Annotated in this window: 23 protein-coding genes and 1 pseudogene; 17 read left to right on the plus strand and 7 right to left on the minus strand. The window is 68.0% G+C overall.

Going from position 1 to position 19,610, the window contains the following annotated elements; all coding sequences use genetic code 11:
- Positions 1 to 24: 24 nt before the first annotated feature.
- Genes JF52_RS0107675 through JF52_RS0107690 form a run of 4 tightly spaced genes read right to left on the minus strand, consistent with a single transcriptional unit; the run spans position 25 to position 3,202 of the window.
- Positions 25 to 657: a TetR/AcrR family transcriptional regulator gene (locus JF52_RS0107675; protein ID WP_033105670.1), complete on the minus strand. Its 633-nt coding sequence runs from the start codon at positions 655 to 657 to the stop codon at positions 25 to 27.
- Between the two features lie 49 nt (positions 658 to 706).
- On the minus strand, positions 707 to 1,756 hold the full coding sequence (locus JF52_RS0107680) for an NAD(P)-dependent alcohol dehydrogenase (protein WP_033106456.1): 1,050 nt from the start codon (positions 1,754 to 1,756) through the stop codon (positions 707 to 709).
- Between the two features lie 52 nt (positions 1,757 to 1,808).
- The gene (locus JF52_RS0107685) at positions 1,809 to 2,615 is read right to left on the minus strand and encodes an alpha/beta fold hydrolase (RefSeq protein ID WP_033105671.1); all 807 of its coding nucleotides are present in this window, start codon (positions 2,613 to 2,615) and stop codon (positions 1,809 to 1,811) included.
- A 44-nt stretch (positions 2,616 to 2,659) separates the two neighbouring features.
- Entirely contained in the window at positions 2,660 to 3,202 is a 543-nt protein-coding gene (locus JF52_RS0107690; RefSeq protein ID WP_234001036.1) for a MarR family winged helix-turn-helix transcriptional regulator, read from the minus strand.
- A gap of 72 nt (positions 3,203 to 3,274) precedes the next feature.
- Here JF52_RS0107690 and idi point away from each other — a divergent pair, with 72 nt between their 5' ends.
- The 13 genes and pseudogenes from idi to JF52_RS0107750 all read left to right on the plus strand — a co-directional run bounded on the left by idi (position 3,275) and on the right by JF52_RS0107750 (position 14,226).
- Positions 3,275 to 3,811 carry an isopentenyl-diphosphate Delta-isomerase gene (idi, locus tag JF52_RS0107695; protein ID WP_033106457.1) on the plus strand — a complete coding sequence of 179 codons (537 nt, stop codon included), beginning with the start codon at positions 3,275 to 3,277 and terminating at the stop codon, positions 3,809 to 3,811.
- Positions 3,804 to 4,868, plus strand: coding sequence for a polyprenyl synthetase family protein (locus JF52_RS0107700; RefSeq protein WP_033105673.1), 1,065 nt, complete (start codon positions 3,804 to 3,806; stop codon positions 4,866 to 4,868). Before idi ends, JF52_RS0107700 begins: the two co-directional genes overlap by 8 nt.
- Positions 4,865 to 5,746 carry a phytoene/squalene synthase family protein gene (locus tag JF52_RS0107705; RefSeq protein ID WP_033105674.1) on the plus strand — a complete coding sequence of 294 codons (882 nt, stop codon included), beginning with the start codon at positions 4,865 to 4,867 and terminating at the stop codon, positions 5,744 to 5,746. The genes JF52_RS0107700 and JF52_RS0107705 overlap by 4 nt, the downstream gene beginning before the upstream one ends.
- Positions 5,719 to 5,790, plus strand: a pseudogene (locus tag JF52_RS17950) (hypothetical protein); the annotation flags it as partial. The gene JF52_RS0107705 and the pseudogene JF52_RS17950, both read left to right, overlap by 28 nt.
- Positions 5,779 to 7,302, plus strand: coding sequence for a phytoene desaturase family protein (gene crtI, locus JF52_RS0107710; protein ID WP_327036968.1), 1,524 nt, complete (start codon positions 5,779 to 5,781; stop codon positions 7,300 to 7,302). The pseudogene JF52_RS17950 and the gene crtI, both read left to right, overlap by 12 nt.
- A complete protein-coding gene (locus JF52_RS0107715) occupies positions 7,299 to 7,631 on the plus strand; it encodes a lycopene cyclase domain-containing protein (RefSeq protein ID WP_033105676.1) in 333 nt (110 codons plus the stop codon). Before crtI ends, JF52_RS0107715 begins: the two co-directional genes overlap by 4 nt.
- On the plus strand, positions 7,628 to 7,987 hold the full coding sequence (locus JF52_RS0107720; protein ID WP_033105677.1) for a lycopene cyclase domain-containing protein: 360 nt from the start codon (positions 7,628 to 7,630) through the stop codon (positions 7,985 to 7,987). The genes JF52_RS0107715 and JF52_RS0107720 overlap by 4 nt, the downstream gene beginning before the upstream one ends.
- Positions 7,980 to 8,870: a prenyltransferase gene (locus JF52_RS0107725; protein ID WP_152594840.1), complete on the plus strand. Its 891-nt coding sequence runs from the start codon at positions 7,980 to 7,982 to the stop codon at positions 8,868 to 8,870. The genes JF52_RS0107720 and JF52_RS0107725 overlap by 8 nt, the downstream gene beginning before the upstream one ends.
- The gene (locus JF52_RS0107730) at positions 8,867 to 10,369 is read left to right on the plus strand and encodes an SDR family oxidoreductase (RefSeq protein ID WP_033105678.1); all 1,503 of its coding nucleotides are present in this window, start codon (positions 8,867 to 8,869) and stop codon (positions 10,367 to 10,369) included. The genes JF52_RS0107725 and JF52_RS0107730 overlap by 4 nt, the downstream gene beginning before the upstream one ends.
- Complete coding sequence (locus JF52_RS0107735; protein WP_033105679.1) at positions 10,366 to 10,845, plus strand: pyrimidine dimer DNA glycosylase/endonuclease V; 480 nt, start codon at positions 10,366 to 10,368, stop codon at positions 10,843 to 10,845. Before JF52_RS0107730 ends, JF52_RS0107735 begins: the two co-directional genes overlap by 4 nt.
- Positions 10,842 to 12,101, plus strand: a complete 1,260-nt coding sequence (locus JF52_RS0107740; RefSeq protein WP_052166835.1) for a ferrochelatase — start codon at positions 10,842 to 10,844, stop codon at positions 12,099 to 12,101. The genes JF52_RS0107735 and JF52_RS0107740 overlap by 4 nt, the downstream gene beginning before the upstream one ends.
- Positions 12,102 to 12,240: 139 nt before the next feature.
- Positions 12,241 to 12,621: a hypothetical protein gene (locus JF52_RS0107745; protein WP_033105680.1), complete on the plus strand. Its 381-nt coding sequence runs from the start codon at positions 12,241 to 12,243 to the stop codon at positions 12,619 to 12,621.
- 132 nt (positions 12,622 to 12,753) lie between these two features.
- Positions 12,754 to 14,226, plus strand: coding sequence for an MATE family efflux transporter (locus JF52_RS0107750; RefSeq protein ID WP_033105681.1), 1,473 nt, complete (start codon positions 12,754 to 12,756; stop codon positions 14,224 to 14,226).
- A gap of 114 nt (positions 14,227 to 14,340) precedes the next feature.
- Here the strand turns inward: JF52_RS0107750 and JF52_RS0107755 are convergent, their stop codons facing one another.
- The gene (locus tag JF52_RS0107755) at positions 14,341 to 14,805 is read right to left on the minus strand and encodes an Lrp/AsnC family transcriptional regulator (protein ID WP_033105682.1); all 465 of its coding nucleotides are present in this window, start codon (positions 14,803 to 14,805) and stop codon (positions 14,341 to 14,343) included.
- Between the two features lie 112 nt (positions 14,806 to 14,917).
- Between JF52_RS0107755 and JF52_RS0107760 the strand changes: the two genes are divergently transcribed.
- The 4 genes from JF52_RS0107760 (at position 14,918) to JF52_RS0107775 (ending at position 18,625) form a co-directional block, all read left to right on the plus strand.
- Complete coding sequence (locus JF52_RS0107760) at positions 14,918 to 16,168, plus strand: trans-sulfuration enzyme family protein (RefSeq protein ID WP_052166837.1); 1,251 nt, start codon at positions 14,918 to 14,920, stop codon at positions 16,166 to 16,168.
- A gap of 38 nt (positions 16,169 to 16,206) precedes the next feature.
- On the plus strand, positions 16,207 to 17,262 hold the full coding sequence (locus JF52_RS0107765; RefSeq protein WP_033105683.1) for an NAD(P)-dependent alcohol dehydrogenase: 1,056 nt from the start codon (positions 16,207 to 16,209) through the stop codon (positions 17,260 to 17,262).
- 131 nt (positions 17,263 to 17,393) lie between these two features.
- Entirely contained in the window at positions 17,394 to 18,038 is a 645-nt protein-coding gene (locus JF52_RS0107770; protein ID WP_033105684.1) for a ClpP family protease, read from the plus strand.
- A complete protein-coding gene (locus tag JF52_RS0107775) occupies positions 18,035 to 18,625 on the plus strand; it encodes a ClpP family protease (protein ID WP_033105685.1) in 591 nt (196 codons plus the stop codon). Before JF52_RS0107770 ends, JF52_RS0107775 begins: the two co-directional genes overlap by 4 nt.
- A 7-nt stretch (positions 18,626 to 18,632) precedes the next feature.
- Here JF52_RS0107775 and JF52_RS0107780 read toward each other — a convergent pair whose 3' ends face one another.
- Positions 18,633 to 19,103: a hypothetical protein gene (locus JF52_RS0107780; protein ID WP_200880968.1), complete on the minus strand. Its 471-nt coding sequence runs from the start codon at positions 19,101 to 19,103 to the stop codon at positions 18,633 to 18,635.
- 82 nt (positions 19,104 to 19,185) lie between these two features.
- Complete coding sequence (locus JF52_RS0107785; protein WP_033105686.1) at positions 19,186 to 19,548, minus strand: helix-turn-helix domain-containing protein; 363 nt, start codon at positions 19,546 to 19,548, stop codon at positions 19,186 to 19,188.
- Between the last annotated feature and the right edge of the window lie 62 nt (positions 19,549 to 19,610).

A 19,610-nucleotide genomic window follows, 5' to 3' on the forward strand; every position in this document is an offset into this window, starting at 1 on the left:
CGAATCTGCGACTGAACAGAGACTTCAGCGCAGCGCGGGGATGCCGGCGGCGACGGCGTCCCAGAGTGCGAGCAGATCGGACTCCGGTTCATGAAGCCACTGAAGCTGCAGGCCGTCCATCACGGCGAGCAGGTGGCGGGCGATCGCATGCGCATCGTCGGCCTGCGGGATGAGGCGTGCGAAAGCTGCGAGGGTGCTCTGCTGGCGGGTGGTGAAGTAGTCGTGCGCCGGGTGTTCGGGGCTCATCGACTCGGCTTCGAGCACGCTGTACAGGCGGACGATCTCAGGTTGAAGGCCGTTGCGCTCGACGATCGCACGGCACACCGTCGAAAGATCCAAGTGGGTATTGACGATGACATCGCTGAGATCGTCGAGCGTCGACGCCCCGGAGGGGATCTCGATGCCGAGGATCTCGAAGAGCGCGATGGCGTCGACCCTGTCTCGATGATCGAGTACGGCGACGAGTAGACCGTCCTTCGAGCCGAAGTGATGCAGAACGCCGTTGACGGTGAGCCCGCACGAGTCGGCGACATCCTGCAGCGACAGACCCCAGTATCCGCGTTCGGCGATGACCGACGTCGAGACGTCGATGATCTGCTGTCTCCGGACCGCGGTAGGCATCCGGACACGGCGTTTGATGCTGATGGGAACGGTCATCACACCATCTTCGCGTATACGTCCGGGACGCTGGGCGAGCAGGGGCGCGTCAGGCCGTCAGCGTCTCGATGTCGATCACGAAGCGGTAGCGCACGTCGGATGCCAGCACCCTGGCCCATGCCTCATTGACCTGATCGGCAGAAGTGATCTCGATCTCCGGGGCGATGCCGTGCTCGGCGCAGAAGTCGAGCATCTCCTGGGTCTCCGCGATGCCGCCGATGTTGGACCCTGCGAACGAGCGGCGTCCGCCGATGAGCGTGCCGACGCTCACCGCCATGGGCTCGGCGGGTGCGCCCACGTTCACGAGTGTGCCGTCCATCGCCAGCAGCTTCAGGTACGCGTTGATGTCGATGGCCGCTGAGACGGAGTTGATGATCAGGTCGAAGCTCGAGCGCAGCGAACGGAACGTCTCAGGGGCCTCGGTGGCGAAGTAGTGGTCGGCGCCGAGCGCGAGCGCATCGTCCTTCTTGCTCAGCGAACGGGACAGCACGGTGACCTCGGCACCCATGGCGTGCGCAATCTTGACCGCCATGTGGCCCAGCCCGCCGAGGCCGACCACGGCGACCCGCTTGCCGGGACCGGCGTTCCAGTGCCGCAGCGGCGAATATGTGGTGATGCCGGCGCACAGCAGAGGCGCGGCCTTCTCGTAGGGGATCGCCTCCGGCAGCCGCAGTACGAAGTCCTCGGTGACGACGATGCCGGTGGAGTAGCCGCCCTGCGTGATCGTGCCGTCGACGTCAGTGGCGCCATAAGTGCCGATCGCACCCTTCAGGCAGTGCTGCTCGCTGCCTGCCGCGCAGTTCTCACACTCGCCGCAGGAGTTGACAAGGCACCCGACACCCACGCGGTCGCCGACCGCGAACTTCGTCACGTCGGAGCCGACCTCTGCCACCGTGCCGGCGATCTCGTGGCCCACCGTCAGCGGGTACTGCTGCGCGCCCCAGTCGCCCTGCACCGTGTGGATGTCGGAGTGGCAGATCCCCGCCCAGCGGATGTCGATGCGCACGTCCTCAGGTCCGACGTCGCGGCGTTCGATCGTGCCGAGAAAGAGCGGCTCGGTGGCGGAGGGCGCGACGATGGCGGGGATCACAGTGGTCATGATCCGAGCGTAGACCGGATGCTGAGGCAGAGGCGACTGCGCAGTGTCGAGGTCAGTCCGCGGCTTCGCCGATGAACTCCAGCGCCGCATCCTTGAACGCGCGGGAACCCGGCGCATTGAAGTGGTTGCGATCCGGGATCTCGAAGAACCGCCCGTGCGGCGCAGCATCCGCCAGGGCGCGGGAGCCCTCGATGATGGCATCCTTCGATCCTGTTGCGAACAGGATCGGGCGGGTCGGTGCGTTCGACGGGTCGGGGTCGACAGTGCGCGTCTGCCGCATGCCTCCGGCCAGTGCCAGTAGCGAGTGCAGATCGTTGCCCGAGACGCGCTCGGTCAAGGCGATGTAGTTCCTGGTCGTCTGGTCCTGAACCGGCTCACCGTGGTCGGCATACGCGCGCACCTGGCCGATGTCGAGCCGTTCGAGCGGGATGCCGTCCGGAACGCCGCCGAGCACGGCGCGGGTGATCCGCTGCGGAAGATCACGGACGACCTCCCATCCGACCCTCGCGCCGAGCGAGTAGCCGACGTAGAACGCCTCCTCGACGAGGTAGACGTCCATGACGGTTTCGACGTCGATCGCGAGCGTGCGGATGGCGTACGCCGCGGCCTCGTGCGGCTTGTCGCTCGCTCCGTGGCCGCGCTGGTCGAGCGCGAGGACGCGGTACCCGGCGCCCGTCAGGTCGCGCACCCATCCGGTGAGGACCCAGTTGTCTCGCGCATTGGAGGCGAAGCCGTGCACGATGACGACGACCGGAGCGTCGATGTCGCCCCAGGTGTATGTCGCGAGCCGCGTGCCGTCGGCGGCATAAACGAGCTGTGGATTCGGCATCCGGGTCAGTTCAGCGAGAGGGGCGGCCACGCTTCCATCATGGCACTCGGGCTGCGGTGCGGCTCGGACGTGACTCAGGCGAGCTCGCCCTGAGGCTCGTCCGCATCGCTGAGCGCCGTGAGGAAGCGGATGACCGCCTCGCGGTCACCTGGCGACATCGCCGCGGCGGCGGCGAACCGGCGTGCGTGCTGGCGCCCGATCGTCTCGTGAGCGGAGATCCGGGTGGATTCGGTGACCTCGATGCAGAGTGTGCGACGGTCGCTCGGATGCTGGGTGCGCAAGAGGTGACCTCCTGCCACGAGCCGATCGACCAGCTTCGTCGTCGATGCACTGGAGATGCCCACCTCGTGAGCGATGTCCTTGGGAGTGACGAGCCGCCCCTGCTGCTGCGACCTGATGATCATCCGGATCGCGCGCATGTCGCTCTCGTTGAGTTTCATGTAGCGCTTGGACGCCTCCGAGAGCGTGCGGGCAGCCTCCTGCCAGCCACGCAGAGCCTCCATGACCCTGACGCACTGGTCGATGTCGGCCTCTGTCAGGTTCGAGCTGTCGACCAGGTCTGAGTCGCGCGAGAAATAGCGCACGCCCGACTCCTGAGGGACTTCGTGGTCTGCCACTGTCTCAGCATACATTTCTCGTGATAAGTTGAACTCTCACTTAGCTAACGAAATGGGGTGGATGCAGTGGAGATGGTCGTTCTGGTCGACGATGCGGGCGCCCCGATCGGTACGCAGAGCAAGGCGACGACGCACGGGCCCACGACGCCCCGGCATCTTGCGTTCTCCTGTCACGTCGTCGACGGCGATGGACGCGTTCTCGTCACCAGACGCGCTCTGACGAAGCAGACCTGGCCCGGCGTGTGGACGAATTCGTTCTGCGGTCATCCCGCCCCCGGCGAGAGCCTGGAGGATGCCGTCCGGCGCCGCGCCGCGTTCGAACTCGGCCTCGAGGTTGACATGATCGAATGCGTTGCACCGGATTTCGGCTATATCGCCCGCGACGCCTCCGGCATCCAGGAGAACGAGTACTGCCCGGTGTTCATCGCCACCGCTGCCTCCGCCCTGTCTCCGAATCCCGATGAGGTCGCCGAGGCGCAGTGGACGACGGCATCCGACCTGGCGCTCGCGGCTGCAGCCACCCCCTGGGCCTTCAGCCCCTGGCTCGTGGAGCATCTTCCGCAGGTGCTGCCGCATCTGCCTGGGAAGGGGGAGGGCGAGAATGCGTGATCCCGCCGTCGGTGTCGATGATGTCACCGCCATGTTCGATGCGAGGCTCACGGAGATCCTCGCTCACAGGAGGGAACGCTCTCGGGCGTTCTCCGCGCCGTACGCGCAACTGTGGGATGCGCTCGAGCGCATGGCGTCGGGCGGCAAGAAGGTGCGTCCCCGACTGCTGCTGGATGCGCACGCGGCGCTCGGCGGCACCGAAGAGCGCGCGGCTGTGGACGCCGCCTGCGCGATCGAGCTGCTGCATGTCGCGCTCGTGATCCACGACGACGTGATCGATCGGGATCTGGTCCGCCGCGGCGAGATGAACATCACCGGACGATTCGCATCCGAGGCGCTGCTGCGCGGTGCGCCGAGACGGGAGGCGCACTCCTGGGGAGAGGCGTCAGCCCTCCTCGCCGGCGACCTCATGCTCACCCTGGCGCATTCCGTGCTCGCAGGGCTCGACGTGGACGAGCCGCGTCGGCGGGCCGCGCTCGACATCTTCGACGAGACGGTCTTCGAGAGCGCGGCGGGTGAGCACCAGGACGTGTGGCTCAGCCTGCGGCTCGAATCCGCAACTGCCGACGATGTGCTGGCCATGGCCGATCGGAAGACCGCAGCCTACTCGTTCCAGGCGCCGCTCATGCTCGCTGCGGTGCTCGCCGGCGCACCGCCGGCCGTTCTCGAACAGCTCACGGTGATCGCTCGTCGCATCGGCGTGATCTACCAGCTCCGCGACGACGTGCTCGGGGTGTTCGGTGACGAGCGCGAGACGGGGAAGTCCACGTTCGGCGATCTGCGCGAGGGAAAAGAGACTCTTCTCGTTTCCTACGCGCGCTCGGACCCGGCCTGGGCCACGGTCGCACCGTACTTCGGCGACGAAGGGATGAGCGCCTCGGAGGGTGAGAGTCTTCGGCGCGTCATCGAGGAGTCAGGCGCACCGCTGTTCGTCGAGTCGCTCATCTCCGAACGCTGCGCGGAGGTGCACCGGCTGATCCGCGATTCGCAGCTTCCCGCTCCCATGGTCGATCAGCTGGTCGACCTCGTCTCGACCTGCGGTGCGCGGACGTCATGAACTCGACCGACCTCGCTCTCTACACCTCGACCGCGAACGCCAGTTCACGCGTCGTCATCCGTCGCTATTCGACGTCGTTCGGGTGGGCCAGTCGCCTTCTTCCCAGCGGGATGCGCGATCACATCGCCCGTGTCTACGCACTCGTGCGCATCACGGATGAACTCGTCGACGGTCCCGCCGAGAGCGCGGGCGTCGACCGCGAGATGCGGGCGGCGTTGCTTGATGATCTGGAGGCCGAGACGGAGCGCGGCATCCGGCTGGGCTACAGCACGAACCTCGTCGTCCACGCTTTCGCGATGACCGCCCGTGAGCACGGGATCGGGATGAGGCTGTGCGCGCCGTTCTTCGCCTCGATGCGCAGGGATCTCGACGCGACCGTGTTCGATGAAGCAGAGCTCGACGACTACATCCACGGGTCTGCCGAGGTCGTCGGTCTCATGTGCCTCGCGGTCTTCGAGGCCGGAACAGTGCGTGACGACCGCGACCGCGCGCGGCTGCGGGAGGGCGCTCGCCGCCTCGGAGCGGCGTTTCAGAAGGTCAACTTCCTGCGCGACTTCGCTGGCGATCACGACGATCTCGGACGCACCTATCTCCCGGCCGTGGCTCCGACGAGCCCTGCACCGGCACTCACCGAGGCATCCAAGTCCGAGGCTGTCACGTCCATCCGCGAGGATCTCCGCGTGGCCGATGAAGCCATCCCGCTTCTCGACCCCGCGTGCCGACCTGCAGTCTGGGCCGCCAGGGCGATGTTCGGCGAGCTCACCGACCGCCTCGATGCGGCACCCGCGTCGGCGCTGATGACCACCAGAGTCAGGGTGCCAGACCCTGTCAAAGCCAGGATCCTGGTGCGCGCCCTGGCGATGAAGGCGCGTCCGTGAGCGGCAAGAGGGTCGTCGTCGTCGGAGGCGGCGTGAGCGGCCTGGCCACCGCATGCCTGCTCGCACGCGACGGGCACGAGGTGACGGTCCTCGAGAAGAACGGTGCGTTCGGCGGACGGGCAGGCGTCTGGGAGAGGGACGGGTTCACGTTCGACACCGGGCCGTCGTGGTACCTCATGCCCGAGGTGTTCGAGCACTTCTACCGGATGATGGGCACCACGACCGCGGAGCAGCTCGACCTCGTGACGCTGCAGCCGGGGTATCGCATCTACGGCGAACCTACGGAGGCCGAACCGGAGGCGCCCATCGATGTGCCGGCGGGCGAGCGTGCCGTCGCCGCTCTCTTCGAGAGCCGCGAGAGCGGCGCCGGAGGACGGATCAGCGCGTATGTCGCATCCGCCACGAAGACGTACCGCGCGGCGGTGCGCTCGTTCCTCTACAACCCGTTCTCGTCCTGGCGGGATTTCACCTCGCGAGCTGTGCTGACTGCCGCGCCCGCCGTGCTGCCGCTGCTGTTCCGGTCGCTGTGGTCGTTCGCCGCGCGCCGCTTCCAGGACCTGCGGCTGCGGCAGATCCTCGCGTACCCCGCCGTGTTCCTCGGCACTTCACCGTTCGACGCTCCGGCGCTCTATCACCTGATGAGCCACATGGATCTCATCGACGGCGTGAAGTACCCGCGGGGAGGATTCCGCGCGTTCGTCACCTCACTCGTCGACATCGCGCGAGAGAACGGCGTCGAGCTTCTCGCCGACAGCGATGTGCGGGCGATCTCCAGTGCGAACGGTGCCGTGCGGTCGGTCGAGTTCACCCGCAACGGCGAGGCGCACCGGCTCTACGCCGACGTCGTCGTCTCGGCGATCGACGAGCATCACACCGAGACAGTCCTGCTCGAACCAGCCGACCGCTCGTATCCGCAGAAGCGCTGGGACGCGCAGGTCTCAGGGCCCAGCGCCGTGCTCGTCATGCTCGGCGTGCGAGGCGCCCTGCCGCAGCTGCGTCACCACACGCTGTTCTTCTCGAACGACTGGCACGACAACTTCGACGCGATCTTCGGCTCGCCGACCCGCATCCCTGAAGCGCCGTCGCTGTACGTGTGCAAACCGAGCGCGACCGATGATGACGTGGCACCCGAGGGGCACGAGAACCTGTTCGTGCTCGTGCCGCTCCCGGCCGACACGGAGATCGGGCGCGGCGGCGTGGACGGTTCAGGCGATGAGCTCGTCCGCCTGGTCGCCGACAGAGCGATCGCGCAGATCGGCGCATGGGCGGGTATCGACGATCTGGAGTCGAGGATCGTCGTGCAGCGCACTTTCGGACCGGCCGACTTCGAGGCGGAGTTCAACACCTTCCGCGGCAGCGCACTGGGGCCCGCGCACATCCTCGCCCAGAGCGCCTTCTTCCGCGGGGTGACGCGGTCGCGCAGAGTCGACGGTCTCTACTACACGGGCGCGACGTCGGTGCCCGGCGTCGGACTGCCCATGTGCCTCATCAGCGCCGAACTCGTGCTCAAGCACGTGAGGGGCGAGCATTCCCCAGGCCCGCTGGAGGAACCGTGAATCTCGTCTACGCGGCGTCCTTGTTGCTGACCCTCGCGTGCCTCGTCCTGCTCGATGTGCGCTTCCGGCTCGTGTTCGCACGCACACCGGCGCGCTCCGCGGTCGGGCTGCTCGCCGGGCTGGCGTTCTTCACCGTCTGGGATGCGGTCGGCATCGGCCTTGGTGTGTTCCGTCATGTCGACTCGCGGTGGGCCACCGGCATCCTGCTCGCCCCGCAGTTCCCGATCGAGGAGCTGCTCTTCCTCGTCTTCCTCTGCTACCTCACGCTCGTGCTGCTCAGCGGGTTGCGGCATCTGCGGAACCGGCACGCGAAGCGGAGGAGCCGATGACCTACCTGCTCATGTCGCTGCCCTTCATCGTCGTCGCCCTGCTGGTGTTCGTACTCGGTGCTGTGCACGCGAGGCGACACGGGTCGTTCGCCGGCTACCTGTCGGCCTGGGCAGTGGCCACGGCATCCCTCGTCGTCCTCACTGTCATCTTCGACAACGTGATGATGGCGGCCGGCTTCTTCGACTACGGCGTCGCGCAGATCTCCGGCGTGCGCCTCGGACTGATACCGATCGAGGATCTGCTGTACCCGATCGCCGGCGCCCTGCTGCTCAGCGGCGCGTGGCAGATGCTCGGCGGCGAGGGCGGCACCCGCCGGACTCGTAACGCTCACCGCGAGGAGAGCCGCGGTGTCTGAGATCCTCTCGACGAGCCGCACGCTGCTCACGGCCTCGCGCCCGTTGAGCTGGATCAACACGGCTTACCCGTTCGCCGCCGTCTACCTGATCACGACCGGACGCGTGGATGTCGCGCTGGCGATCGGGACCCTGTTCTTCCTCGTGCCCTACAACCTGGCGATGTACGGCATCAACGACGTCTTCGACTACGAGTCCGACCTCGCCAACCCCCGCAAGGGCGGAGCAGAAGGGGCGAAGCTGCCGCCTCGGCTGCACCGCGTCACTCTGCTCGCCTCCGGTCTGCTCGCCGCACCCTTCGTGATCGCACTGCTGATCCTCGGGGCGCATCGGCCGATGTCGTGGGCGGTGCTCGCGGTGAGCCTGTTCGCGGTCGTCGCCTACTCCGTGCGCGGCCTGCGGTTCAAGGAGATTCCGTTCCTCGACTCGATCACCTCCAGCACGCACTTCGTGACGCCCGCCCTGTACGCCATGGCGCTCGCCGGCACCGACGTCACTCCGCCGATCGTCGTGACGATGATCGCGTTCTTCTGCTGGGGGATGGCGAGCCACGCGTTCGGCGCCGTGCAGGACATCGTGCCCGATCGTGAGGCCGGTATCGGGTCGATCGCGACGGTGCTCGGCGCATCGAAGACCGTCTGGTTCGCGTTCGCGCTGTGGGTCGTCGCCGGCGTGCTCATGCTCCTCGTGCCGTGGCCGGCGAACCTCGCGGCGCTCGCCGCGCTGCCGTACCTGCTCAGCGCGGCGCCGTACCTTCGCGTGGACGACGCGCGCTCCGGAGACGTCAACCGCGCGTGGCGGCGTTTCCTGTTCATCAACTACGCCGTGGGGTTCGCGATCACCCTGCTGCTCATTCTCTGCACGACGAGAGGACTGTTCGCATGACCCGTGTGCTCGTCACCGGCGCGACCGGATACATCGGCGGCCGCCTCGTTCCCCAGCTCCTCGCCGCAGGTCACGAGGTGAGCGTGTACGTGCGCTCGCCATGGAAGCTGCGCGACGTGCCGTGGCGGCAGCAGGTCACGGTCTTCAAGGGCGACTTCTCGGATGCCGTCGCCACCCGCCGCGCGCTGAACGGTGTGGACACGGCGTTCTACCTGGTGCACTCGATGAGTGCCGGTCGGGCTTTCGTGGATGCCGAGAAGCGCGACGCAGAGCAGTTCGCCGAGGTTGCCACGGCTGCGAAGGTGGGCAGGATCGTCTACCTCGGCGGCTTGCACCCCGACGGTGCGCAGCTGTCGAAGCACCTCTCGTCGCGGGCCGCCGTCGGCCAGACCTTCCTCGACAGCGAGGTGCCGGCCATCGTCTTCCAGGCAGGCATCGTGATCGGCTCCGGGTCGGCGTCGTTCGAGATGATCCGCCACCTCACCGAGGTGCTGCCGTACATGCCCGCGCCCCGCTGGGTGCGCAATCATGTGCAGCCCATCGCCATCCGCGACGTGCTGCGATACCTGGTGCGAGCCGTCGACCTACCGGACGGCCTGAACCGCACCTTCGATATCGGAGGGCCCGATGTACTGCGCTACGGCCAGATGATGAACGGATACGCGGTCGAGGCGGGGCTCCCGCAGCGCGGGATCGCCGCGCTGCCGGTGCTCACGCCGTGGCTCGCGTCGCAGTGGGTGAGCCTGGTGAGCCCCGTTCCGCGTTCGATCGCGGTGCCGATCATCGCCTCGCTGCAGAACGACTGCGTCATGAGTGAGCACGACATCGACGAGCACATCGAACCACCAGAGGGAGGGCTGCTGCCGTACCGGACGGCCGTGCGGCTGGCGCTGAAGCGCGAGGAGGAGGGCCAGGTCGAGACGAGCTGGCAGAGCGCCACAGTGCCCGGCGCGCCGAGCGACCCCCTCCCGAGCGATCCGGACTGGGCAGGGCACACCGTGTTCACCGACCTGCGCGAGCGGCGCACCGCCGCCTCCACGGCAGCCGTGTGGGACGTGATCGAGTCGATCGGCGGCGAGAAGGGCTGGTATTCCTTCCCGCTGGCGTGGGCCGCGCGTGGCTGGATCGATCGGCTCGTCGGCGGCGTCGGAATGCGGCGGGGCCGCCGGCATCCGACCCGGTTGCACACCGGCGACGTGATCGACGTCTGGCGGGTGGAGGCGGTCGAGCACGGGCGCACACTGCGCCTTCGAGCGGAGATGCGGATGCCGGGGCGAGGGTGGCTCGAACTCGGCGTCGAGCCGGCCGACGGCGGGAGCCTCTACCGCCAGCGCGCCGTGTACTTCCCGAAAGGGCTGACGGGCCGGTTGTACTGGGCGATGCTGCTGCCCTTCCACGGCGTGATCTTCAACGGCATGGCGCAGAGCATCCTGCGGGCGGCCGAGCGCACTCCGGCCGAGCGTGCGACGGCGGAGCGCACTCCGGGGGAGGCGGCATGAGGCTCTGGTCGGTGCATCCGAAGTACTTCGACCGCCAGGCGCTCACGGCGTGCTGGCGCGAGGGTCTGCTCGCGCAGGCCGTGATCTCCGAACCGGGCAAGGGCTACTCCCGTCATCCGCAGTTGAGAAGGTTCCATGAGACCGACGAGCCGCGTGCGGCGATCGGCGACTACCTCAGTGCCATCGTCGACGAGGCGGATGCGCGCGGGTACCGCTTCACACGCGACAAGATCCGGATGACGGGTTTCGGCCGGGCGATGCCGGTGAACGACGGCCAGCTCGCCTACGAATGGACGCACCTACTGGCGAAGCTCGAGAGGCGCAGTCCGTCGGTGTGGGAGCGATGGCGCGGGGTGCCGATCCCCGACCCGCATCCGGGCTTCACGGTCGTCAGCGGTCCGATCGCCGAGTGGGAGAAGGTCGCGATGGCAGACCCCGGTCGCAGCAGCACAGGTCAACAGGAGGCAGGAACATGAGCACCGAATCAGAGCAGCAGTACGATCCTTCCGCCGAGGCGGTCGAGTCCGCAGCATCCGGCCGTCGCGAGCTCAAGCCCCCGAAGGCGTCGGGAGTGCATCTCGAGCAAGGCGCGAAGGTGCCGTCCGCATCCCCGGCGGCGCAGTCCGGGCCGGAGCATGTCGTCGAACCGGTCGCCTATGACGCGATCCTGCTGTCGGGTTTCGGCGGCCCGGAGGGACAGGACGACGTGCTGCCTTTCCTCCGCAATGTGACACGGGGACGCGGCATCCCGGACGAGCGCCTGGAAGAGGTCGCCCACCATTACCGCCGGTTCGGCGGAGTGAGCCCGATCAACGACCAGAACCGCCTTCTTCGCCAGGGGCTGAAGGCCGCTCTCGCGGAAGCCGGCCTGGATCTGCCCGTCTACTGGGGCAACCGCAACTGGGCGCCGTACCTGGATGAGGCGCTCGAGAGCGCGGCGGACGACGGCATCCGCCGGATGATCGCGATCCCGACCAGCGCGTACTCGTCGTACTCGTCGTGCCGGCAGTACCGCGAGGACTGGGCCGACGCGCTCGAGGCGAGTGGCACGCAGGGGATCATCCAGATCGACAAGGTCAGGCAGTTCTTCTCGCATCCCGGCTTCATCCAGCCCTTCATCGAGGGTGTGCGCGACGGCATCGCGGCCGCGGCGCAGGCCGGGCATGACGCATCGAACGTCGAGGTGCTGTTCTCCACGCACAGCATCCCCACTCAGGATGCGGAGCTGTCGGGTGCGGGCCTGTTCACCGATGTCGACGGCGGAGGCTACGCCGCGCAGCACCTGGCCGTCGCCGAGGAGGTCATGGCCGCCGCCGCACCGGGCGTCTCGTGGCAGCTCGTCTACCAGTCGCGGTCCGGCCCGCCTTCTCAGCCGTGGCTCGAGCCAGACATCAACGACGCGCTCGAGGCGCTCGAACACCGCAGCGCGGTGCTGATCGTGCCGCTCGGATTCGTGAGCGACCACATGGAGGTCATCTGGGATCTCGACACCGAGGCGATCGAGACGGCGGACCGCCTCGGTCTGTGGAGCCTTCGAACCGCGACGCCGGGCACGCATCCGGCGTTCGTCGGCGCGCTCGTCGATCTCGTGCAGGAGCGCATCGTCGGACGGCCGGTCGAGGCTCGCGCGAACGCGACGACGCTGGGGCCGTGGTTCGATGTCTGCCGACCCGGATGCTGCGCGAACAAGCGGCTCGGATTCTCTCCGGCGATCGCGGGTCTGCAGCCCTGACCTCGAACGGAGCACGACCCGGGTGTCGCCGGGACCGATTGAGTAACATCATCCTCGAGATGGATGCGGGCGCCGCGGAAGCTCCGTATCTTTGGAACATACGGAGGCTGAACCGGGGGGTTTGGACGATATGTCGTCAATGAGTGCGTTACGTGAACTGGCAGCTTTCTTCCTGCCGGTCGGATTCGTCGGAGCGGGCATCGCCGTTCTCTGCGCGATCATCGCCGGAGTCGCGCTCGCGCGCGGAGCGGTGGGGTTGAGCGGCGGGGCGACTGCCGTCTGGATCGTCGGAATGATGCTCAGCGTCGCTGCGGGTTTCTCCGGGCAGTGGATCCCGACCGCCGCCGCAGGCGGGGCATTGGTCGCGGCGCTCGTGATCGGAGCGCTCGTGCGGCTGGTGCTGGACCGGCGGCCGGCCCGGCCCGAACGTCCGGAGTCGGCTGCTCCGACTCCCGCTCGCCCGCGCCGCGCAGAGGGCATCGGCGGCGCAGGCCTCGGCACGGTTCTCGTTCAGCGCTAGACCGAAGGTGCGCAGGCGGCGTCTTCTTTCACGAAGGTCTTCCGTTGCCGAATCGATTCGATAAGCTGGTCGCTTCGCCGTTCCCGGCATCCGATCCCCCATCCTCCCCGCGTTCCGGAAGTTCTTCTCCGCATGGCCACCTCCCTCACCACGGGCCGCCCCTGGCGTGTCATCCTGTCGTTCTCCGTCCCGCTGCTCATCGGCAACGTCGTGCAGCAGCTCTACCAGGTCGTCGACACGATCGTGGTCGGCCGCGAGCTCGGCGTGAACTCGCTCGCCGCCGTCGGAGCGACCGGGAGTCTGCTGTTCCTGCTGCTCGGCTTCGCCTGGGGCATGACGAGCGGGTTCGCGATCCCGACGGCGCAGGCGTACGGTGCGAAGGACCATGCGGCCGTCAGGCGTTCGGTCGCCACCGGCACGCTGCTGTCGGCGGCGGCCAGCATCCTCATCACGATCGGCGGACCACTGCTCGCCGAGCCGGTGCTGGTGCTCATGCAGACGCCACCCGAACTTCTCGCCGAGGCCACGCTGTTCACGCAGGTGAGCTTCCTCGGCGGCGGCGCGACGATGTTCTTCAACTACCTCTCCGCGATCATCCGCGCGATCGGCGACTCGAAGACGCCGCTGGTGTTCCTCACGATCGCGTGCGCGCTGAACGTCGTGCTCGTCATCGTGCTCGTCGGCCCCGTGGGCTGGGGCGTCGCGGGCGCCGCGCTGGCGACCGTCGTGTCGCAGGCGGTGTCGGTGGTGCTGTGCCTCGAGTTCGTCAGGCGCCGGATGCCGATGCTGCACGTGCGGCGCGCGGACTGGAAGGTCACCCGCGACGACATCGCCGATCATCTCCGGCTCGGCCTGCCCATGGGTTTCCAGGCCTCGATCATCGCGATCGGCACGCTGGTCGTGCAGGTGGCGCTGAACATGCTGGGGGCGGAGGCTGTCGCGGCGTACACGACCGCGAGCCGCGTCGACAGTCTCGCGACGGCGCTGCTCGCCTCGCTGGGCCTCGCCGTGTCGATGTACGTGGCGCAGAACTTCGGCGGTCGCCGGCCCGACCGCATCCGCGCCGGCGTGAAGCAGGCGACCTGGATGGCCGTCATCGCGTCGGTGATCCTCGGCGTCGTGCTCATTGCGTTCGGAACCCGCCTCGTGCGGCTGTTCGTCGGCGAGGGGTCGGACGAGGTGGTCGAGCTCGCGCACCTGATGCTCATCATCAACGGTTCTTCGTACGCGCTGCTGGGCGTACTGTTCGTTCTGCGCGGCGCTCTGCAGGGACTCGGGCAGGCGATGATCCCGACGATCACCGGCATCGTCGAACTGTTCATGCGCGTCGGCGCAGCCGTCGTGCTCGGTGCCGTCTTCGGCTTCGGCGGCGTCGCGGCGAGCAACCCGCTGGCGTGGGTCGGCGCGGTGGTGATCCTGATCCCGGCCTATGTGAAGGCGCACCGCGCGCTGGCGAAGATGCCTGTGGATCCCCTCGAGCCGACGCTCACCACGCCCATCGCGCTCGTGGGACCGGACAACAGCTCGCTGACCGTGGATGCCGTGGTCACCCAGCCCGTGCCGATCGTCGTGCAGCGGCGGTGGAAGAAGCTGCTGCGCCGCTGACCCGGCTTCGGAATCCCGGGTGGGCGCGGGCTGCGGGTCGTTGAGCGACACTTCGACTCGCTTCGCTCGCTCAGTGCGGGTCTCCGCGAGACGAACGGGTCGAGCCCGTGTCCGCTACCCGAGCACCCCGCGGCCGTCGCGCAGCTCGAAGACCAGCTGAGTCTCCGTGCCTCGTACGACCGGATGCACGGTGATGTGCTCGAGGACGATGTCGCGGAGGGCCACGGCATCGCGCACCGCGACGTGCACGAGGAAGTCGTCGACGCCCGCGACGTGGAAGACCTGCAGCACCTGCGGCGTCGCGACGAGCGCATCGAACAGCGCGTTGACCTTCTCGCCGGTGTGGTTCGCGAGGCGCACTTTGATGATCGCCTCGAGCGGGTAGCCGAGCGCAGCCGCATCGAGTCGGACGCGGGTGTCGCGGATGATCCCGCGATCACGCAGGCTCCGCACCCGGTGCGCACAGGTCGATTCCGCGAGCCCCAACTGCTGTGCGAGGGCCTTGTTGGTGAGGTCGGCGCGGGCGCTGAGCGCGGCGAGGATCTCCAGGTCGACCTCGTCGAGTTGTGCTTTCGTCAACTCGGCCTCCTCTTCACCGCACCCGTTTGCTGGAAATTGTGGATTCTGCCGCATCGTCGGCGGATGCTGTCGAATTCTCCCATTTCAATTGGGATTCGGGCAACGTGGAAGCATGACCGACCAGTATCTGCATCCAGACACGGTGGCCGTGCACAGCGGCAGAGCCGGCCTCACCGAGCTCGGCGTGCACGCCCTGCCGATCGACCTGTCGACGACGAATCCGTTGCCGGACATCGAGCGCGGCGGCGACTCGTACGAGGCGATGGCGACGGGCGGTCGCCCGATCGAGGACGGCAGCATGGTCTACGCGAGACTGTGGAACCCGACCGTCGCACGCTTCGAGGAGGCGCTCGCCGAGATGGAGCACGCCGAGGCTGCCGTCGCGTTCTCATCGGGGATGGCGGCGATGACCGCGGTGATCCTCGCCCACACGAGTGCGACGGGCAAGCATCACGTCGTCGCGGTGCGACCGCTCTACGGGGGCACCGACCATCTGCTCGGCTCCGGCCTGCTCGGCACCGAGACCTCCTACTGCCATTCGTCCGAGGTGCGATCGATGCTGCGGGCCGACACCGGGCTCGTGGTCGTGGAGACCCCGGCCAACCCCACGCTCGAGCTCGTGGACATCGCCGCGATCGTCGCGGCGGCAGGGGAAGTGCCAGTGGTCGTCGATAACACGTTCGCGACTCCGCTGCTGCAGAATCCGCTCGATCACGGCGCGGCGATGTCGCTGCACAGCGCGACCAAGTACCTGGGCGGCCACGGTGATGTGATCGCCGGCGTCGTGGCGTGCAGCGAGGAGACCGCTGAGGCGCTGCGCCGAGTTCGTTCGGTGACGGGTGGGGTGCTGCATCCGCTCGGCGCCTATCTGCTGCACCGGGGCCTCACCACGCTTCCGGTCAGGATGCGCCAGCAGCAGGAGAACGCGAAGCAGATCGTGCAGTGGCTGATCGATCAGCCCGAGATCGACGAGGTCTTCTTCCCCGGGCTGGACGGCGACCCGCAGGGGATCCTGGAACGTCAGATGCGCGGCCCAGGGGCGATGGTCGCGATGCGGATGAGCGGCGGCTACGCCGCGGCGAGTGCCGTCGCCTCGTCGGTGGCGCTGTTCACGCACGCCGTGTCACTGGGCGGAGTGGACTCGCTCATCCAGCATCCTGCCGCGCTCACGCACCGACCGGTGCCGGCCGACGCGCGTCCGGACGCCGATGTGCTGCGGTTGTCGATCGGGCTGGAGAACGCGGGCGACCTCATCGCCGATCTGGCTCAGGCATTCGCTCGTGCGAGCACCGCCGTCGCGGTCGAAGCCGCGCCTCACGCTGCGGGCCGAGGCGGATTGTCTTATCCGGTGCGAAGTAAGTAGCGTCGAAGATACAGACGTCCGATCGATCAGGAGGCATCATGCGTGCAGTCGTTTTCGAGCAGTGGAAGACCCCGCCCACCCTTTCCGAGGTGGACAAGCCGACGCCAGGACCCGGTGAGGTGCTGCTGAAGGTCGCGGGTGCCGGTGCGTGCCACTCGGACGTCGCGGTGTACGCGGACTACGACGCGAGCATGGGGATGACCCAGCTCGAGCCGAGCTACATCCTCGGCCACGAGACCTCGGGCTGGATCGAAGAGCTCGGCGAGGGCGTCACCGGTCTCGACAAGGGAGATGCCTTTCTCGTCTACGGCCCGATCGGCTGTGGCCACTGCGCACCCTGCTCGCGCGGCCAGGACACCTACTGCGAGAACGTCGCGGACATGCCGTACATGGCATCAGGTCTCGGCCGTGACGGCGGAATGGCCCAGTACATGACGGTCCCGGCGCGCAACCTCGTTCCGCTTGGCGACGCCGATCCCTATGCGGCTGCGCCACTGGCGGATGCCGGTCTCACCCCGTACCACGCGATCAAACTGTCGCTGCCGAAGCTGGCCGGCGGCGGCAAGACGGCGCTCGTCATCGGCCTCGGCGGCCTCGGACTCGTCGCCGTGCAGATTCTCAAGGCGATCACCGGAGCCACCGTCATCGCTACGGACATGAAGCCCGAGGCGATGGCGCGTGCCGAGGAGTTCGGCGCCGTGACCGTTCCCGGCGGCGAAGGTCAGGCCGAGCGCATTCGCGAGCTGACCGGGGGCAAGGGCGTCAATGCCGTCTTCGACTTCGTCGGCATTGCACCGACGATCGCGCTCGCCGCGGCATCCGTCGCCCGTCAGGGCCGGCTCACTGTCGTCGGCATCGCCGGTGGAGAGTACGCGTGGAGCTTCTTCAAGGTGCCGTACGAGGTCGACTTCACCAGCACCTACTGGGGGACGATCGAGGAGCTGCACGAGGTCGCAGCCCTCTATCGTGCAGGGCAGATCTCGCCGGATGTCGAGTATTTCGACATGGATGACGCGCTCGAGGCTTATCGCAGGCTCGAGGCCGGAGAGCTCTCGGGCCGCGCCGTGGTCACGCCGAACGGCCGTGCCTTGTAACTGCTCATCAGAAGCGGCCTGCTCGCGGTTCGCTGTCCGGCGGTGGGGGCAATGGAGTCTCTCTGCCCACGGCAGAACCGCCGTGAGCGGATTCCCGCGCCGGCTGCGCTCCCACCGCGCAGGCTGAACTCATGAGCGAAGAGACCCCCATCCCGCAGTTCGGCCCAGAGGCCAGACGCGCACTGTTCCACGACCGCATCCTGGTGCTCGACGGCGCCCTCGACGACGACAACGGCACGCTGCTGATGACGCAGCTGCTCACGCTCTCCGCTGAGGATCCGGCCGCCGACATCGCCCTGTGGATCCACTCGCCCGGTGGCTCTGTGCCGTCGATGCTGGCGATCCGCGACATCATGCGCCTCATCCCGAACGATGTCGCCACCCTCGCACTCGGGACAGCGGCCAGCGCGGGGCAGTTCCTGCTCTCCGCCGGCACGAAGGGCAAGCGACGAGCGCTGCCGCACGCCCGCATCCTCATGCATCAGGGGTCGGCGGGCATCGGCGGCTCGGCCGTCGAGATCGAGGTGCAGGCCGATGACCTGCGGCAGATGCGCGATACCGTGCTCGGGCTCATCTCCGATGACACCGGTCAGCCGGCCGAGCGCATCTTCGAGGACTCGCTGCACGACCGCTGGTACACGGCCGCACAGGCCGAGGAGTACGGGTTCATCGACGCGATCGTCAGTTCGGTTGCAGAGGTCATGCCGCGCCGTCGCGCGCGGGTCGGATTGGGGACGGATGCTGCGGCATCCGCCACGGAAGGAGCGAAGTCATGAGCAGCTACACGATTCCGAACGTCATCGCGCAGCATCCGCGGGGTGAGCGCGTCATGGACGTCTACTCGCACCTGCTCGCGGAGCGCGTGATCTACCTCGGCACCGGAATCGACGCCGGGGTCGCGAACGCCCTGATCGCGCAGCTGCTGCATCTCGACGCGGACAGTCCGGAGACCGGCATCCAGTTCTACATCAACAGCGAGGGCGGCGACCCCGGTGCGGCGCTCGCGATCTACGACACGATGCAGCACATCCGCCCCGCCATCGCGACGACGGTCGTCGGCCAGGCGATCGGCCCTGCCGCCCTCCTCTCGGCAGCCGGCGCGCCGGAGCAGCGCGCCGCGCTCGAGCATGCGCGCATCGTGCTGCACCAGCCCGCAGGCCAGTCCCGCGGGGCGATCCCCGACCTCATCCTCGCTGCCGACGAGGTGGTGCGGGTGCGTGCCGACATGGAGGCCGTGCTCGCCAGGCACACCGGTCGCACCGTCGAGGCGCTGCGCGTCGATACCGATCGGGACCGGGTGTTCACAGCATCCGCTGCGCTCGACTACGGGCTGATCGACACCGTGCTGGGGGAGCGGGGGTAGGGCGCCGTCACCCACGACGCGGGGCACCACGCCGCGACCTGAGACTCGCGATGAGCAGAAGAGTGGTCGGAATCAACAGCAGCAGGAAGCCGCTCGGGCCGACGATCCAGATGCAGACGAGCGCCCAGATGCCGAGCGTGAGCGCGATGTACAGCGGCACGGTGTCGCCGCGTCGGCCGGCCCGAAGGATGAGGAGCGCGAGCAGTACGCCGGGAACGACGAAGCCGCCCGGAAGTCCCCAGAACTGCACCGCCGCATCCGTCGGCAGCTGGGTGGTTCGGAACGGTCCGGCCATCCAGGGGCCCCACCACGGGTGCAGGGCGAACACCACGGTATGCAACGCCGAGATCGTCAGCAGGGAGATCGCGCCCGCGACCGTGAGCCGGTCGGGACGCACGGATGCGCCGTCACGACGCGGCTCGGCGGAGCGGTCGTCTGAGGCAGAGTCGGGGAATGCGGCCGTGTCCGGATGTGTCATGCCTCAATCGTGAAGCGGCCCCTGGTCGCGGCCATCCCTCCGCGGGGCGAACCGCCTCACCCGAGCGGGTGAGATGCGCGACTCAGGCGGCGAGAGCGAGCGCGCCGCGAGCGCCGACTGACACGGCAGCGGATGCCGGTACCGAGGCCATACGCAGTTCATCGGCCACGCTGCTGGCGAGTTCGATGAGCGTCGTGTCGAGGGCCCCGGCGACCGCGGCGATCATCTCGCTGGACGGCTCCTTCAGCCCGCGCTCGATCTCGGAGAGGTACTGCGGTGAGACACCGGCTTTGTCGGCTGTCTCGGTGAGGGTCTCTTCACGCTCATGCCGCCGGCGCCGGAGCTGATCTCCGAGCAGATGCCGCCAGAGCGGCTCCGGCCCGTTCTGCGGGCGCGGGCTGCGAGAGGGGTGGGGCGTGCGGGGGAACGGGACGATCTCGGCCATGGTTCACGGTAACCCTGACGTTCGTCGGTGTCACCGCTGTTCTGCTCAGAGCAGAAAGGGTC

Source organism: Microbacterium profundi, assembly GCF_000763375.1.
In the GTDB taxonomy this organism is placed as follows: Bacteria; Actinomycetota; Actinomycetes; order Actinomycetales; family Microbacteriaceae; genus Microbacterium; species Microbacterium profundi.

What these genes read in the sequence shown, in the direction of transcription:
- idi (WP_033106457.1), top strand. Translation starts at nt 3,275, where the DNA reads ATGGTCGTTCTGGTCGACGATGCGGGCGCCCCGATCGGTACGCAGAGC.
- JF52_RS0107720 (WP_033105677.1), top strand. Translation starts at nt 7,628, where the DNA reads ATGACCTACCTGCTCATGTCGCTGCCCTTCATCGTCGTCGCCCTGCTG.
- JF52_RS0107785 (WP_033105686.1), bottom strand. Translation starts at nt 19,548, where the DNA reads ATGGCCGAGATCGTCCCGTTCCCCCGCACGCCCCACCCCTCTCGCAGC.
- JF52_RS0107735 (WP_033105679.1), top strand. Translation starts at nt 10,366, where the DNA reads ATGAGGCTCTGGTCGGTGCATCCGAAGTACTTCGACCGCCAGGCGCTC.
- JF52_RS0107705 (WP_033105674.1), top strand. Translation starts at nt 4,865, where the DNA reads ATGAACTCGACCGACCTCGCTCTCTACACCTCGACCGCGAACGCCAGT.
- JF52_RS0107730 (WP_033105678.1), top strand. Translation starts at nt 8,867, where the DNA reads ATGACCCGTGTGCTCGTCACCGGCGCGACCGGATACATCGGCGGCCGC.
- JF52_RS0107780 (WP_200880968.1), bottom strand. Translation starts at nt 19,103, where the DNA reads ATGACACATCCGGACACGGCCGCATTCCCCGACTCTGCCTCAGACGAC.
- JF52_RS0107700 (WP_033105673.1), top strand. Translation starts at nt 3,804, where the DNA reads ATGCGTGATCCCGCCGTCGGTGTCGATGATGTCACCGCCATGTTCGAT.
- JF52_RS0107765 (WP_033105683.1), top strand. Translation starts at nt 16,207, where the DNA reads ATGCGTGCAGTCGTTTTCGAGCAGTGGAAGACCCCGCCCACCCTTTCC.
- JF52_RS0107675 (WP_033105670.1), bottom strand. Translation starts at nt 657, where the DNA reads ATGACCGTTCCCATCAGCATCAAACGCCGTGTCCGGATGCCTACCGCG.
- JF52_RS0107770 (WP_033105684.1), top strand. Translation starts at nt 17,394, where the DNA reads ATGAGCGAAGAGACCCCCATCCCGCAGTTCGGCCCAGAGGCCAGACGC.
- JF52_RS0107750 (WP_033105681.1), top strand. Translation starts at nt 12,754, where the DNA reads ATGGCCACCTCCCTCACCACGGGCCGCCCCTGGCGTGTCATCCTGTCG.
- JF52_RS0107745 (WP_033105680.1), top strand. Translation starts at nt 12,241, where the DNA reads ATGAGTGCGTTACGTGAACTGGCAGCTTTCTTCCTGCCGGTCGGATTC.
- JF52_RS0107740 (WP_052166835.1), top strand. Translation starts at nt 10,842, where the DNA reads ATGAGCACCGAATCAGAGCAGCAGTACGATCCTTCCGCCGAGGCGGTC.
- JF52_RS0107760 (WP_052166837.1), top strand. Translation starts at nt 14,918, where the DNA reads ATGACCGACCAGTATCTGCATCCAGACACGGTGGCCGTGCACAGCGGC.
- JF52_RS0107775 (WP_033105685.1), top strand. Translation starts at nt 18,035, where the DNA reads ATGAGCAGCTACACGATTCCGAACGTCATCGCGCAGCATCCGCGGGGT.
- JF52_RS0107680 (WP_033106456.1), bottom strand. Translation starts at nt 1,756, where the DNA reads ATGACCACTGTGATCCCCGCCATCGTCGCGCCCTCCGCCACCGAGCCG.